Genomic DNA, 12,942 nt, shown 5'->3' on the forward strand with positions numbered 1-12,942 from the left:
TTGCCGCCGGAGAAAAGGATCACCGGCCGCTCGAACTCGCCCGCCACCTCGCGGAAGATGTGCACCGCCTCGGACTCCAGCGCGTCCAGGTGCGAGAGAGCGAAGGACCGTGCCGTGAGCTCAGCCGTCATACCAGCCCCCTCGCCGCAAGCACCGCGTGCACCGCGTCCGCCGACTCCTCGGGCGTCTGGTGCTGCGTGTGAAGGACGAGCGCCGGGTCGACCGGGGCCTCGTACGGGTCGTCCACGCCGGTCAGGCCCTTCAGCATGCCCGCGGCCTGCCGCGCGTACAGCCCCTTCACGTCCCGCTCGCTGCACACCTCCACGGGGGTGGCGACGTGCACCTCGATGTACGGCGTCCCGCTCGCGTCGTGGCGCTTGCGCACGGCCTCGCGGCTGTCGGCGTACGGGGCGATGACGGGGACGACGGCGAGGACACCGTTGCGGGCGAGCACCTCGGCGACCAGGCCGACGCGCTGCACGTTGATGTGGCGGTCCTCGCGGGAGAAGCCGAGGCCGGCGGAGAGGAAGCGGCGGATCTCGTCACCGTCGAGGACCTCCACGCGGTGCCCCTGAGACCGCAGGCGCCCGGCGAGGACGCGGGCGATGGTGGTCTTGCCCGCGCTCGGCAGTCCGGTGAGCCAGACGGTGGCTCCCTGAGCCCTGGGGGTGGTGGTCATGCGTGCTGTCCTTTCGCGGTGCCGGCGGTCGGGTGCCGTTGTCCGTGGAGGTCGGTGAAGAGGGCTTCCCAGCGCGGGTGCACGGCGTCCGGTCCGTACGAGGCGGCCGTCAGTACCGCGGCGACACCCATGTCCGCGCGCAGCTTGTCGTCGGCCATCAGCCTGGCCATCGCGTCGGCGAGCGCGTCCGGGTCCTCCGGCGGCACCAGCAGGCCGTCGACTCCGTGCGTGAGGACATCCGCGGGGCCGGTCGGACAGTCGAAGCTCACCACGGGCAGCGCGTGGCTCATGGCCTCGATCATCACCATCGGCAGTCCCTCGAAGCGTGAACTCAGCACGTAGAACGAGGCCTTGGCCAGTTCGTCGTCCAGGCGGTCGGTGTGACCCATCAGGAACACGTGATTGTAGAGATGGTGCTCCTCGATCTGAGCCCGAAGTTCCGCTTTCTTCTCGCCGCTTCCGTAGATCCTCAACTGCCAGTCGGGGAAAGTTTCCACAAGCTTCGCCCAGGCCGGGATCAGCATGTCGAAGCCCTTCTGCGGGAAGAGCCTCCCGGCCGCCACCGCGATCTTCGACCGCGGGTCGGCGGGCAACTGGTCCAGCGAGTGCACGGCGTTGGGGATGCGCACGATCCTGGTGCCGGGCAGCAGGTCCTCGTACTCCTCGCGGTCCCGCTCGGTGAGCACCGCGACCGCGTCGAAACGGGGATACGTCTCCCGGATGCGCTGCTGCACGTCCCGCTTGTGGGTGCCGTGGTTCATGTGCTCCTGCGCGACGCGGATCACGCCGTTCGTGGCGTGCCCGGCGGCCAGGAAGTTCAGGGCGGGGCGGGTGGTGACGAGGATGCCGTCGGTCAACGCGCCCATGTAGGCGATGAGTCGGTCCTCGATGTACCGGTTGAAGTAGCGGTAGCCGAACTCGCCTGCCGGGATGTATTGCGGAGGTGTGTCGAGGAGCTTGCCGCGGCGGCGGTCGCGCCAGCGGCCCACGAGGCCGGAGGGCGGGCTGTACGCGCTCTCGCGCTGGTCGACGATCGTGGAGACGGTGACGCGCGGGTCGAGGGGGAACTGGATGTCGTCCCGGCGGCGCACCGCGCTCACGATCTCGACGTCCCAGCCGGCGGCCACGAGGGAGTTGGCCTGGTTCATCACCGTACGGATGGTTCCGCCGCGGCCGTAGGCGTGCAGCAGGAGATAGCGGACTCTGGGGAGGGGACGGCGGTCGCTCATGCGGCGCCTCCCGTACGGCACTCCAGGGACAGGTTGTCCTTGATCGTGTAGTAGGGGCGCACGCTGATGTTCCCGGTGTGCTGCTCCGGGTAGACGAAGATCTTCTTCTTGCCGCGGATGTCGTCGAGGCGGCGTCCGGCGCGCAGTTCCACCTCGCCGTCGCTGAGGTGGATGTCCCACTCCTCGACGGCCGCGTGGTCGGCCGCGGCGAGGTCGGCGATGGGCAGTTCACCCTCGAAGCGGCTGCCCTTGACCTGGGCGTCGTAGCTCAGACGCTGCTCGGCGCGCGAACGGCGGGTGAGGAGCAGCTTCCATGCGCCTTCCCCGGAGTGCCCGTGGAGGTGTCCGACGAGCCTGATACGTCCGTCGCGCGGCCAGACCTCTGCTATCTCGGCGTGCGGCTTCACTCGCTGTAACCCCATGCCGTGCACATGGGCCGGAGTATCTCCGGGATCTCGTCCGCGGCGGGCAGCGCGCGGCCGGCCTGGACCGTGCCGGTCCTGATCTTGTCACGCCAGTCACCGAGGCCCTTGACGACCTGGGTGTTGTCCTTCCTGCCGTAGTCCAGCATGGACGGCTCGAAGTCGACGTCGAGGAACAGGCACAGCCGCCGCATCTCCTTCTCGGGGTCGGCGGTGATGTCCTCGTAGCGAACGGTGTGCCCGCCGGTGATGCCCTCGCGGGCCCGCTCGACGGCCTTCATGTAGCGCAGCGCGTCGGCCGCGGCCTCGTCGTACGTGCGCTTGTCGGGGTCGCCCTCGTGCCAGGACTGGGCGATGGAGACGGGGTGGCGCAGCAGGAAGACGAAGCGGGCGTCGGGCCAGCAGTCCTTGATGCGCTGGTAGACGAAGGCGTTGCTCGGGGTCTTCTCGACGATGAAGTCCTTGCCCGACTTCACCAGCTCGCGGTGCATGACCCGGTCCCACAGCAGGTGCTCCAGGTCGCCGCGCTCCAGGTCGAGGGCGCTCATGGCCTTCTGCGACAGCTTGCTGCCGTAGCCGACCTCGAGCCGGCGTATGTGCAGCTCGTGCGGGGAGTGCAGCCGCGAGTGCGCGTTCAGCAGCATCCGCAGCAGCGTGGAGCCGGAGCGCACCGGGGACATGATGAAGACCGGCTGCCGCAGCAACCGGTCCGTAGCGAGGTCCTCCGGTCCCGGGCGCCGGTACACCGCCGTGGGCTTCTTGGGGGCCGGCTGCGGAGTCGCGGCCTTCTTCGGCCGGTCGGACGTGGCCGGGGTGGCCTTGCGGACCTGGAGGCCGGTGGTGGCGGTGAGCGCCCGGTTCAGATTGCGCATCAGACTCATGCGTCCCGATGCTAGGTAAGAATTCTGAGAAGACGTAAGGAGAAGTTTAAGGGTTCCCTGAGTCAACCAAATCGTAACCTGGCGGATGTTTACCGGGTCACTCCGAGTGTCTGATCCACTCCGGCGAAGACCGCTCCCGCGTTCCTCAGCCTTTCGTGCAGCGCCCGGAAGACGGCCGCCGAGCGCGCCCCCGGCCAGTCGGAGGGAAGCAGTGCGGCCGGCAGCCCGGGGTCCGTGTACGGCAGGTGGCGCCACGAGTCGAGCGCCAGCAGGTAGTCGCGGTACGCCTCCTGGGCGGGCGTGTCCTCCCGGCCCTCCCAGTCGCGCAGCACGCGCGCGTGGCGGTCGAGGAAGGCCTCGTGCTCCTTGGCGATCGCGGCCAGGTCCCACCAGCGGGCCACGGACTCGGCCGTCGGCGCGAAGCCAAGGTGCGCGCCCCGGAACAGGTCGACGTACGGGTCGAGCCGCAGCCGCTGAAGGCTGTGCCGGGTCTCCTCGTACAGGCGGGCCGGCGCGATCCACACCCCGGGGGCGGCGGTGCCGAAGCCGAGCCCGGACAGCCGGGAGCGCAGTACGTGCCGTTTCTGCCGCTCCGACTCCGGCACGGAGAACACGGCCAGCACCCAGCCCTCGTCCTCGGCGGGCGGCTCGGTGGCGTACACGCGCCGGTCGCCGTCGTCGAGCAGCTGCCGTGCCTGAGGCGACAGCGCGTACCCGGCCGCTCCGGTCGCCGTCCGGGCCGGTTCGAGCAGCCCGCGCCGCTTCAGCCGGGACACGGACGACCGCACGGAGGGCGCGTCGACGCCGACCGCCGCGAGGAGCCGGATCAGTTCGGACACGGGCACCGGACCGGGCACGGAGCGGCCGTACGCTCCGTAGAAGGTCACGATGAGGGAACGGGGGGCGTGCTGCTCGGACACGTTGATCATTTTAGATCTCCGACGTCACTGCTGTCGGCCGTTACCGCTGGTCGTCGCCGGCGCGCAGCCGGAACCGCTGTACCTTGCCGGTCGCGGTCCGCGGCAGCGCGTCCAGGAAGACGATCTCACGCGGACACTTGTAGGGTGCCACCTCGGTCCTGAGGAACGCGCGCAGCGCCTCGGCGTCCCGCGCCGTGCCGGGCCTCAGCACCGCGTACGCCACGACGGCCTGGCCCCGCGCCTCGTCGGGCCGTCCGATCACCGCCGCCTCGACCACGTCCGGGTGCCGCAGCAGGGCGTCCTCGACCTCGGGCCCCGCGATGTTGTACCCGGCCGAGATGATCATGTCGTCCGCGCGCGCGACATAACGGAAGTAGCCGTCGGGCTCGCGGACGTACGTGTCGCCGGTGAGGTTCCAGCCGCCCCGCACGTACTCCCGCTGCCGCTCGTCGGCGAGGTACCGGCAGCCCACCGGCCCGCGCACCGCCAGCAGCCCTGGCTCGCCGTCGGGCACGGGGCAGCCGTTCTCGTCCTGCACGCGCGCGTGCCACCCCGGTACGGGGACGCCGGTCGTGCCGGGCCTGATGTGCTCGTCGGCCGCCGAGATGAAGATGTGCAGCAGCTCGGTGGCGCCGATGCCGTTGATGATCCGCAGCCCGGTGCGCTCGTGCCACGCGTGCCAGGTGGCCGCGGGCAGGTTCTCTCCGGCCGAGACGCAGCGTCTGAGCGAGGACAGGTCGTGTCCGTCGAGCTCGCCCAGCATCGCCCGGTACGCCGTCGGCGCGGTGAACAGCACCGACACCCGGTGCTCGGCGATCGCGGCCGGTAACTGCCGGGGCCCCGCCTGTTCGAGCAGTAAGGCACTGGCGCCCACCCGCATCGGGAAGACGACGAGACCGCCGAGCCCGAAGGTGAAACCGAGGGGCGGACTGCCCGCGAAGACATCGTCCTGGTGCGGCTTCAGCACATGCTTCGAGAAGGTGTCCGCTGTCGCCAGCACGTCGCGGTGGAAGTGCAGGCACCCCTTCGGACGCCCGGTCGTGCCCGACGTGAACGCGATCAGCGCCACATCGTCGGCGGCCGTGCCGACGGCCTCGAACGGCTCGTCGGGCGCGGGCAGGCACAGCAGGTCGTCGGGCGCCTCACCGCCGTACGCCGTGATCCGCAGCCCGGGCACCTCGGCCTTCGCGAGATCGTCCACCGACCGCACGTCGCACAGCGCGTGGTTCACCCGGGCGATCCGGCACATGGTCGCGAGCTCGTGGGGCCGCGCCTGCGCCAGCACGGTCACGGCGACCGCGCCCGCCTTGAGCACCGCCAGCCAGCAGGCCGCCAGCCACGGCGTGGTCGGGCCGCGCAGGAGGACCCGGTTGCCGGGGACGACGCCGAGGGTGCCGGTCAGGATGTGCGCGACGCGGTCGACGCGGGCGCGCAGTTCGCCGTACGTCCAGGTGGTCCCCGAGGGGGTGTGGAATACGGGACGGGCGGGGTGGGCGGTGCCGAGGAGTTCGGCGGCGCAGTTGAGACGGGCCGGGTAGCGCAGCTCGGGCAGGTCGAAGACCATCTCGGGCCACTCGCCGGGAGGTGGGAGATGGTCGCGGGTGAAGGTGTCCGCGTGGGCCGAGACCGTCGGCTGTACGCCCTGGCCGGGGTCCTTGGTCTCCATGGCGGTTCGCCCCCTTTGTCGTGGTGGGCTCGCATCAGGAGCGTATCGTGTTGGTGACGGCAGTCAACGGTCCGCGATACCGTCGATGAGGACCCGCCCAGCAGGTGACCTGTCAGCCGAGAGGACCGGCGATGGCCGCGTTTTCGCTCGAACCCGCACAACTCGCCCGGTGCGACGAACTGCGCTCCCTGGCGGAGGAGCGGCTGCGGCCCCTCGCGGAGAAGGGCGAGCCGGGCCGCGTCAACCGCCCGCTCCTCGCGGAGCTCGCCCGACTCGGGCTGCTGGAGCGGCTGTTCACCTCCGGCGCGCTCGACCTGTGCCTGATGCGGGAGTCCCTCGCCTACGCCTGCACGGAGGCCGAGACCGCGCTCGCCCTGCAGGGTCTGGGCGCCCATCCGGTGCACGCGTACGGCACCGCCGCCCAGCGGGAGCGCTGGCTGCCCGAGGTGACCGCCGGTACCGCGGTGGGGGCCTTCGCGCTGAGCGAGCCGGGGGCGGGCTCGGACGCGGCGGCGCTGGCCCTGCGGGCGGACCCGGACGGCCCGGGCGGCTGGCGGCTCACGGGCGAGAAGTGCTGGATCTCCAACGCCCCCGAGGCCGACTTCTCCACCGTCTTCGCCCGTACGACACCGGAGGCGGGCGCCCGGGGCGTCACCGCCTTCCTCGTCCCCGCCGGCCGCCCCGGCCTCACCGGCACCGCCCTCGACATGCTCTCCCCGCACCCCGTCGGAGCCCTCGCCTTCGACGCCGTACCGGTCACGGCGGACGACGTCCTCGGCGAGCCCGACCGCGGGTTCCGCGTCGCCATGAACACCCTGAACCTCTTCCGGCCGAGCGTGGGCGCCTTCGCGGTCGGCATGGCCCAGGCGGCCCTGGACGCCACGCTCGCGCACACGGCCGAACGCGACGCCTTCGGAGGCAAGTTGAGGGACCTCCAGACCGTGGCCCACCAGATCGCCGAGATGGCCGTGCGGACGGAGGCGGCCCGTCTCATGGTCTACGCGGCGGCGACGGCCTACGACGAAGGGGCCCCGGACGTCCCCCGGCGTTCGGCCATGGCCAAACTGCTCGCCACCGAGACCGCCCAGTACGTCGTCGACGCGGCGGTCCAACTCCACGGCGCCCGCGCCCTGCGCCGCGGCCACCTCCTGGAACACCTCTACCGTGAGGTACGGGCACCCCGGGTGTACGAGGGGGCGAGCGAGGTCCAACGGGACATCATCGCGAAGGAGTTGGCGAAGGGAGCCGCCGAGGGGCCGGCGAAGGAGGTGCGCGCCTCATGAGCGCCGAGCGCGTCAACCCGCCCGAGCTGTCCCCGCCCACGGGCTTCTCCCACGCGGTCGTCGCCACGGGTTCCCGCGTGGTCTTCCTCGCGGGCCAGACCGCGCTGGACACCGGCGGCGAGGTCGTCGGCGACACACTCCCCGAGCAGTTCGAGCGCGCGCTCACCAATCTGCTGACGGCCCTGAAGGCCGCCGGCGGCACTCCGGCCGACCTCGCCCGCGTCACGGTCTACGCCACCGACGTGGCCGACTACCGGGCCCACGCCGCTCGGCTGGGCCGTATCTGGCGGAGGCTGGCGGGCCGCGACTATCCCGCGATGGCGGTCGTCGGAGCCGTACGGCTGTGGGACGAGCGGGCGCTGGTGGAACTGGACGGCCTCGCGGTGCTGCCGTAGAACATGTCGTCCCGGGCGCCTACCGGACTCCGGTGCGGTACCGCGCCCCAATGGGCGCGGGGCTGTGTCGATACGCGGCTCCGCCGCGTGGGCGCGACAAACCACGAACGACCCGCACCATCCCTGCTGCCCGTACCTTCCAAGGAACCCGGCGGAGCGCTCACGCGGCGGTCGTCAGCTCCGTCACCGGCACCCGCACCGGCGCGACCACGCTGCCGTCGGGCAGGATCTCACCGGTGTCGTCGAAGACGATCGTCCCGTCGCACAGCAGGTTCCAGCCCTGCTCGGGGTGGAACGCGACGACGTGGGCGGCGTCGCTCCCGGGGCGGTCGGCCGAGGGGCACTGGAGCTGGTGGGAACACATGGCGCGCCTCCACATCGGATGCTTCACATCGGATGGCTCTGCGGCGGGCGGCGGGTCACCGCCCCGCCCTGGTGCTGTACTACCGACCATGCGCGCGCCGGGACGCGTCGCCAAGCGATGTCGAGGAAGCGTGACACCACCCGGACGTCCTGTGACACGACGCTGACACACCGGGGACGGCCGGCACCCCGGAAACGGCCGGGTGCTGAAGACGGGCGAGTCGGCTCGCCGCCCAGGGGGTGACGAAGACGGGCGGGCGCGTGCCCGGCAGCTACCTCTGAAGTACCCGTACAAGGAGGTAATCCGATGTCCTACTTCCAGGTCCTCGGTGCGGCCATGGGCTCCGCGCTGCTGGTCCTCAGCGCTCCCTCGGCACAGGCCGCACCCGAGCCGCACGAGACCGTGACGATCGCCGCCACCGGCCAGGTGTCCGACGACGGCACGATCACCCTGTCCGGCACCTACCGCTGCGTCGCCAGCAGCGGGCCCGTCTACCTGGCGTCCTCGATCGAGCAGGACGGCGACCGGCGGTCCGTGGGCGGCACGCGCGCCGTATGCGACGGTGCCCGGCACCCGTGGGAGAACACGGGCAGGGCCGGGTCCGACGGGTACCGGCCCGGCTCCGCCCTCGTGCAGGCCACCCTGATGGAGCTGCGCCCGGACCCCGGCCGGGTGGTGGCGCCGCACTCCCACGGCACGCGGGAGCGGGAGATCACGCTGGTCGCCCGCTGACACCGCGGCGTGGCCCCGCCCCCTGGCCGGATGCCGGAGGGCGGGGCCACCGCCCGGGGTCAGCCGACCCGGTGGACCCGCTGGGTGGTCAGGTCGTAGCGGGCGCCGACTATGAGCAGTTCGCCCGCGTCCACCTTGGCGGCGAGATCGGGCTCGGCCGCGAGCCGGGACCGTACGAGCCCGACGTTGGCGTCGATGGTCGCGTCCACGCGCGCGTCGCCCTCCTTGCTGTGGTCGATGGCGGGCTTGATCTGGTCGGCCAGGTACTGGATGTGGGCGGGCAGTTCCTCGCCGGTCTGGTCCGCCTGGACCGCGGCCTTCACCGCGCCGCACGACTGGTGGCCGAGCACCAGGATCAGGGGGATGTCCAGTTCGAGCGCACCGTAGGCGACGCTGCCGAGCACGGCCTCGTCGAGCACCTCGCCCGCCGAGCGCACGGTCATCAGATCGCCGAGGCCCTGGTCGAAAACGAGTTCCGGCGGTACGCGGGAGTCGATGCAGCCGAGCACGAGGGCGAAGGGGTGCTGACCCGACACCAGGGTCTGCCGCACGAAGGGCGTCTCGTCGGGGTGCCGCTCGCGGTAGGTGCGCCAGCGCAGGTTGCCCGCCGCCAGTTCGCGCAGGGCCTCCGGTGCGGTGGTCGGGCGGGCACGGGTGCTGCCGGCGGGAGGTGCGGCAGCGGCGGAGGGGCCGGCGGCGAGAGCGGTGCCGAGGACGGCGGTACCGGTCAGGGCGGCCCTGAGGAGGGATCGCCGCGCGGTCCTGGTTGGGGTCGCGGCGGCGGGGGTGGTCGGCGCGAAGCCGACGGCTCTGGGGGGAGCAGGCTCAGAATTCACGGTGAGGAACGTACGTCCGGATCCGGCGCCACCCGTTTCCGTTGCTGAATCTTGGCGGGCGTTGAACCAATCTTGGACAAGCGCATTCCGGCCCATGACCGGCCCTTGCCGTCGACCGGAACAGACCATTGCCGTGGGGCCGTGGCCGGGCCTTTCGTCGGGGTTGCGCAAACACGCGCCCGCGTTCCCGGAACGCGGGCTCCGCATGATCCGTCTATATGGGGTACTCCGGACTTATGGTGCGGACATCGAAGTCTGAGAGATCACGGTCCGGGAAGAAGCAGCCCGAGCAGGAGCGGCCCGAGAACAGGCCGGCTGAGAAGTCGACGTCCGAGAACCGGAGGGACGCGCCGTCGGAGCAGCCCGGGCGGGATCGGGTTCCCGGGCCGGGGGAGGAAGTGGAGCGGCGGGCTCCGGACGGGCCGGCCCAGTTGTCCAAGCGCTCCTGGCGGGCCGTGCTGAAGGGCACGGTGCGGGAGTTCATGGACGACGAGCTCACCGACCGGGCGGCGGCGCTGACGTACTACGGTGTGCTCTCGCTGTTCCCGGCCCTGCTGGTGCTGGTGTCGATCCTGGGTGTCGCCGGGCGGTCGGCGACCGAGGAGGTACTGGACAACCTGCAGAAGCTGACCCCGGGGGCGGCACGGGACGTCCTCACCAACGCGGTGGAGCAGTTGCAGGGCCGTGGGGGCATCGGCTCGCTCATGGCCGTGGTGGGCCTCGTCCTGGCGGTGTGGGCGGCCTCCGGCTATGTCGCGGCCTTCATCCGCAGCGCCAACGCCGTGTACGACATTCCCGAGGGCCGCCCGGTGTGGAAGGTGCTGCCGGTGCGGGTGGGAGTGACGGTGGTGCTGCTGGTACTGGCGGTGATCAGCGCGCTGATCGTGGTGTTCACCGGCGCTCTGGCCCGGGAGGTCGGAACGGCACTGGGGGTCGGGGACACGGCACTGACGGTGTGGTCCTACGCGAAATGGCCGGTGCTGGTCCTCCTGGTCACCACCATGATCGCGCTCCTGTACTGGGCGGCGCCCAACGTGAAGGGCCGCGGCTTCAAGTGGATCACCCCGGGCAGTGTCCTCGCCCTGGTGATCTGGATGATCGCCTCGGCGGGGTTCGCGCTGTACGTGGCGAACTTCGGCTCCTACAACAAGACCTACGGGACCCTGGCCGGCGTGATCATCTTCCTGGTGTGGCTGTGGATCAGCAACATCGCGATCCTCCTCGGCCTGGAGTTCGACGCGGAGCTGTCCCGCCGGCGCGCCGTCGAGGGCGGCCTGCCGGAGGACGAGGAGCCGTACGTCACGCCCCGCGACACCCGGGCCTGGAGCGAGGAGGACGAGCGGCGCATGGAGTAGCCGCCGACCTCACGCCCGGCGGTCCCGGGCAAGCGTCACGGTTCGCTCGCGCAGCGCCTTGAGGCGTTGCCCAGGCTGTGCGAGGCGGGCCCGAGGGTGAGCGGCAGGTCGTCGAGGCATCCGCCAGGCTGCGCACGATGCGCGAGTGGTCACGTATGCCCAGCAGTGGGACGCGGGTGCCGCCTGGAGCCAAGGAGATGTCGGTGCGCGCCTGCCGCGCGGGACCTCGATACAGCTCCGCGGCAATGCGGATCGGCGCCGAGTCTGTCCAGAAGTTCGAGGTCAAGGGCGTACGGCGTGGCTTCCGTGGTGGGAGCGGCGCCGGACGGCGGGTAAACGGTGCGTGCTGCGGTGTTCGATGTCATGAGGTGCTCCGTGGACAGCTGCGGCTGGGACGCGCTCTGCGTGTGCCGACCAGGAGAGAAAGAAGTACACGAGTGAGAGCGGCATCGATTCGTGTACGTCGCCAACAGATGTAACTCTGGAGGCGAGGTGGCGATCCGTGTACGCTGAGGCTATGACGGACAACGCCGCTCCATCGGTCGGCCCACTGGTCACCGGCGCCGAGATCGCCCGGCTGGCCGGAGTCACTCGGGCCGCTGTCTCCAACTGGCGCCGGCGCTACGACGACTTCCCCGCGCCGGCGGGAGGTGCCGCGAACAGTCCGCTCTACGCACTCGCGGAGGTCCAGGAGTGGCTGGACAGGCAACGCAAGGGCCAGGAGGTGTCACCCGAGGTCGAGTTGTGGCAGGCCATGCGGGCCGCCTACGGGGAGCAGATGGTCGCGGGCCTGGCACAGGTCGCCGCGACGCTGGCCGACCAGACCGGACCGGGGCTGCCGGACGACGTTGCCGCCCGGGTGCGGGAGCTCGCCCGAACCGGATCGCCCGTCGACCTCGTGAACGGGCTGACCGAACGGTTCATGGACTCCGCTCGGCGCGCCGGGTCCGATCAGGTGACCCCCGAGCGTGTGGTGCGTGCCGTGTGCCACTTCGCTCCCGAGCTGCCGTCCGACGCCACGGTCTTCGATCCGGCCTGTGGAATCGGGGTGCTGCTCCTGTCCGTCGCTTCCGAAGCCGGGATTCTCTGCCGCGGCCAGGAGCTGGATACCGACAGCGCCCGTTTCGCGCAGCTCCGAGCCGATCTTCTGGGCCGATCGGGCGTGCGTATCGTGACGGGTGATTCCCTGCGCTCGGATGAATGGCAGGACCTCAAGGCGGATTTGGTCGTCTGCGACCCTCCGGCCGGCGTGACCGAGTGGGGGCGGGAGGAACTGCTGCTCGACTCCCGCTGGGACCTCGGCACCCCGTCGAAGGCCGAAGGTGAGCTCGCGTGGCTCCAGCACGCCTACGCCCACACTGTGCCAGGCGGCCAGGTCCTCATGGTCATGCCGGCTTCGGTCGCTTACCGCAAGGCAGGTCGCCGTATCCGATCGGAACTCGTACGCCGGGGCATCGTGCGCCAAGTGGTCGCCCTGCCACCGGGCATGGCGACCTCGCACGCCCTGCCTGTCCATCTGTGGTCTCTGCAGCGCCCCGAGAGGCCGGGAGGGACGGACACGCAGCACACCGTGCGTATGGTCGACCTGACGGACAACAGCCCCGACGGGGACCTGGAACCACGCCCCGACCAGGTCGCCGACGTACCGCTGATCGAACTCCTCGACGACACCGTCGACCTCACACCCGGGAGCCATCTCCGTTCCCGGCACCGCGACTTTCCCGGCGAGTACGCCGCTCTGCGCAAGGAACTGGAGGACCGGATCCGTCGACTCGCCGCCCTTCTGCCCGAGCTGGCGACGGGCGGCGGGCCGGGCTCGCTGGACGGTGCCACCACCAGCGTCGCGGATCTCGCCCGCGCCGGGCTCGTGGAGTACGACGGTCCGGAGCCCGTCTCGGCCAGCGAGCAGCTCGACACGGACTACCTGCAGGGGTTCCTGCGCAGCTCCGCCAACACCCGCAGATCCACGAGCGCGAGCGGGACCTACCGCTTCGACGGCAGGGGTTCACGCATCCCCCGTATGGGCATCGAAGAGCAGCGTCGGTACGGCTCCGCCTTCCGAGCCCTGTCGGAGTTCGAGGAGGGCATGCGCACGGTCGACGAGCTGAGCCGGCAGCTCGCCGAGGTCGCCCGTGACGGACTCGCGACGGGCGCCCTCGCACCGGAAGGATGAGGACCGA

At 71.1% G+C, this 12,942-nt stretch carries 13 protein-coding genes and 1 pseudogene; 5 read left to right on the top strand and 9 right to left on the bottom strand.

Annotated features, from left to right (window positions below):
* From ACZ49J_RS43575 to ACZ49J_RS43605, 7 genes and pseudogenes are all read right to left on the bottom strand, one after another.
* Nucleotides 1-131 (bottom strand): annotated as a pseudogene (locus ACZ49J_RS43575) (sulfate adenylyltransferase subunit CysD); the annotation flags it as partial.
* On the bottom strand, nt 128-679 hold the full coding sequence (gene cysC / locus ACZ49J_RS43580) for an adenylyl-sulfate kinase (protein ID WP_467456842.1): 552 nt from the start codon (nt 677-679) through the stop codon (nt 128-130). The pseudogene ACZ49J_RS43575 and the gene cysC, both read right to left, overlap by 4 nt.
* Nucleotides 676-1,908, bottom strand: a complete 1,233-nt coding sequence (locus tag ACZ49J_RS43585) for a glycosyltransferase family 4 protein (RefSeq protein ID WP_467456843.1) — start codon at nt 1,906-1,908, stop codon at nt 676-678. The genes cysC and ACZ49J_RS43585 overlap by 4 nt, the downstream gene beginning before the upstream one ends.
* Nucleotides 1,905-2,330 (bottom strand): hypothetical protein, encoded by a 426-nt coding sequence (locus ACZ49J_RS43590; protein WP_467456844.1) that lies wholly within the window; start codon nt 2,328-2,330, stop codon nt 1,905-1,907. The genes ACZ49J_RS43585 and ACZ49J_RS43590 overlap by 4 nt, the downstream gene beginning before the upstream one ends.
* Complete coding sequence (locus ACZ49J_RS43595) at nt 2,312-3,211, bottom strand: sulfotransferase family protein (protein ID WP_467456845.1); 900 nt, start codon at nt 3,209-3,211, stop codon at nt 2,312-2,314. Before ACZ49J_RS43595 ends, ACZ49J_RS43590 begins: the two co-directional genes overlap by 19 nt.
* Before the next feature lie 89 nt (nt 3,212-3,300).
* Nucleotides 3,301-4,140 (bottom strand): PaaX family transcriptional regulator, encoded by an 840-nt coding sequence (locus ACZ49J_RS43600; protein WP_467456847.1) that lies wholly within the window; start codon nt 4,138-4,140, stop codon nt 3,301-3,303.
* Nucleotides 4,141-4,171: 31 nt separating this feature from the next.
* A complete protein-coding gene (locus ACZ49J_RS43605; RefSeq protein ID WP_467456849.1) occupies nt 4,172-5,797 on the bottom strand; it encodes an AMP-binding protein in 1,626 nt (541 codons plus the stop codon).
* Between the two features lie 131 nt (nt 5,798-5,928).
* Here ACZ49J_RS43605 and ACZ49J_RS43610 point away from each other — a divergent pair, with 131 nt between their 5' ends.
* On the top strand, nt 5,929-7,080 hold the full coding sequence (locus tag ACZ49J_RS43610; RefSeq protein WP_467456850.1) for an acyl-CoA dehydrogenase family protein: 1,152 nt from the start codon (nt 5,929-5,931) through the stop codon (nt 7,078-7,080).
* The gene (locus ACZ49J_RS43615; RefSeq protein WP_467456851.1) at nt 7,077-7,475 is read left to right on the top strand and encodes a RidA family protein; all 399 of its coding nucleotides are present in this window, start codon (nt 7,077-7,079) and stop codon (nt 7,473-7,475) included. Before ACZ49J_RS43610 ends, ACZ49J_RS43615 begins: the two co-directional genes overlap by 4 nt.
* A 160-nt stretch (nt 7,476-7,635) precedes the next feature.
* Here ACZ49J_RS43615 and ACZ49J_RS43620 read toward each other — a convergent pair whose 3' ends face one another.
* Nucleotides 7,636-7,839: a DUF5999 family protein gene (locus tag ACZ49J_RS43620; protein WP_467456852.1), complete on the bottom strand. Its 204-nt coding sequence runs from the start codon at nt 7,837-7,839 to the stop codon at nt 7,636-7,638.
* 306 nt (nt 7,840-8,145) lie between these two features.
* On the opposite strand from ACZ49J_RS43620, the gene ACZ49J_RS43625 reads away from it, so the two are divergent.
* Nucleotides 8,146-8,571 carry a DUF6299 family protein gene (locus ACZ49J_RS43625; RefSeq protein ID WP_467456853.1) on the top strand — a complete coding sequence of 142 codons (426 nt, stop codon included), beginning with the start codon at nt 8,146-8,148 and terminating at the stop codon, nt 8,569-8,571.
* Between the two features lie 59 nt (nt 8,572-8,630).
* Here the strand turns inward: ACZ49J_RS43625 and ACZ49J_RS43630 are convergent, their stop codons facing one another.
* Nucleotides 8,631-9,407, bottom strand: a complete 777-nt coding sequence (locus ACZ49J_RS43630; protein WP_467456854.1) for a carbonic anhydrase — start codon at nt 9,405-9,407, stop codon at nt 8,631-8,633.
* 236 nt (nt 9,408-9,643) lie between these two features.
* Here ACZ49J_RS43630 and ACZ49J_RS43635 point away from each other — a divergent pair, with 236 nt between their 5' ends.
* Together ACZ49J_RS43635 and ACZ49J_RS43640 are read left to right on the top strand one after the other, a co-directional pair.
* On the top strand, nt 9,644-10,762 hold the full coding sequence (locus ACZ49J_RS43635) for a YihY/virulence factor BrkB family protein (RefSeq protein WP_467456855.1): 1,119 nt from the start codon (nt 9,644-9,646) through the stop codon (nt 10,760-10,762).
* A 517-nt stretch (nt 10,763-11,279) separates the two neighbouring features.
* Entirely contained in the window at nt 11,280-12,935 is a 1,656-nt protein-coding gene (locus ACZ49J_RS43640; RefSeq protein WP_467456856.1) for an N-6 DNA methylase, read from the top strand.
* Nucleotides 12,936-12,942 lie beyond the last annotated feature (7 nt).

Source organism: Streptomyces sp. NPDC030840 (assembly GCF_055572015.1).

Excerpts from the sequence above, each read along its gene's own strand:
- cysC (WP_467456842.1), bottom strand. The coding sequence starts at position 679 with ATGACCACCACCCCCAGGGCTCAGGGAGCCACCGTCTGGCTCACCGGA.
- ACZ49J_RS43585 (WP_467456843.1), bottom strand. The coding sequence starts at position 1,908 with ATGAGCGACCGCCGTCCCCTCCCCAGAGTCCGCTATCTCCTGCTGCAC.
- ACZ49J_RS43590 (WP_467456844.1), bottom strand. The coding sequence starts at position 2,330 with ATGGGGTTACAGCGAGTGAAGCCGCACGCCGAGATAGCAGAGGTCTGG.
- ACZ49J_RS43595 (WP_467456845.1), bottom strand. The coding sequence starts at position 3,211 with ATGAGTCTGATGCGCAATCTGAACCGGGCGCTCACCGCCACCACCGGC.
- ACZ49J_RS43600 (WP_467456847.1), bottom strand. The coding sequence starts at position 4,140 with ATGATCAACGTGTCCGAGCAGCACGCCCCCCGTTCCCTCATCGTGACC.
- ACZ49J_RS43605 (WP_467456849.1), bottom strand. The coding sequence starts at position 5,797 with ATGGAGACCAAGGACCCCGGCCAGGGCGTACAGCCGACGGTCTCGGCC.
- ACZ49J_RS43610 (WP_467456850.1), top strand. The coding sequence starts at position 5,929 with ATGGCCGCGTTTTCGCTCGAACCCGCACAACTCGCCCGGTGCGACGAA.
- ACZ49J_RS43615 (WP_467456851.1), top strand. The coding sequence starts at position 7,077 with ATGAGCGCCGAGCGCGTCAACCCGCCCGAGCTGTCCCCGCCCACGGGC.
- ACZ49J_RS43620 (WP_467456852.1), bottom strand. The coding sequence starts at position 7,839 with ATGTGTTCCCACCAGCTCCAGTGCCCCTCGGCCGACCGCCCCGGGAGC.
- ACZ49J_RS43625 (WP_467456853.1), top strand. The coding sequence starts at position 8,146 with ATGTCCTACTTCCAGGTCCTCGGTGCGGCCATGGGCTCCGCGCTGCTG.
- ACZ49J_RS43635 (WP_467456855.1), top strand. The coding sequence starts at position 9,644 with ATGGTGCGGACATCGAAGTCTGAGAGATCACGGTCCGGGAAGAAGCAG.
- ACZ49J_RS43640 (WP_467456856.1), top strand. The coding sequence starts at position 11,280 with ATGACGGACAACGCCGCTCCATCGGTCGGCCCACTGGTCACCGGCGCC.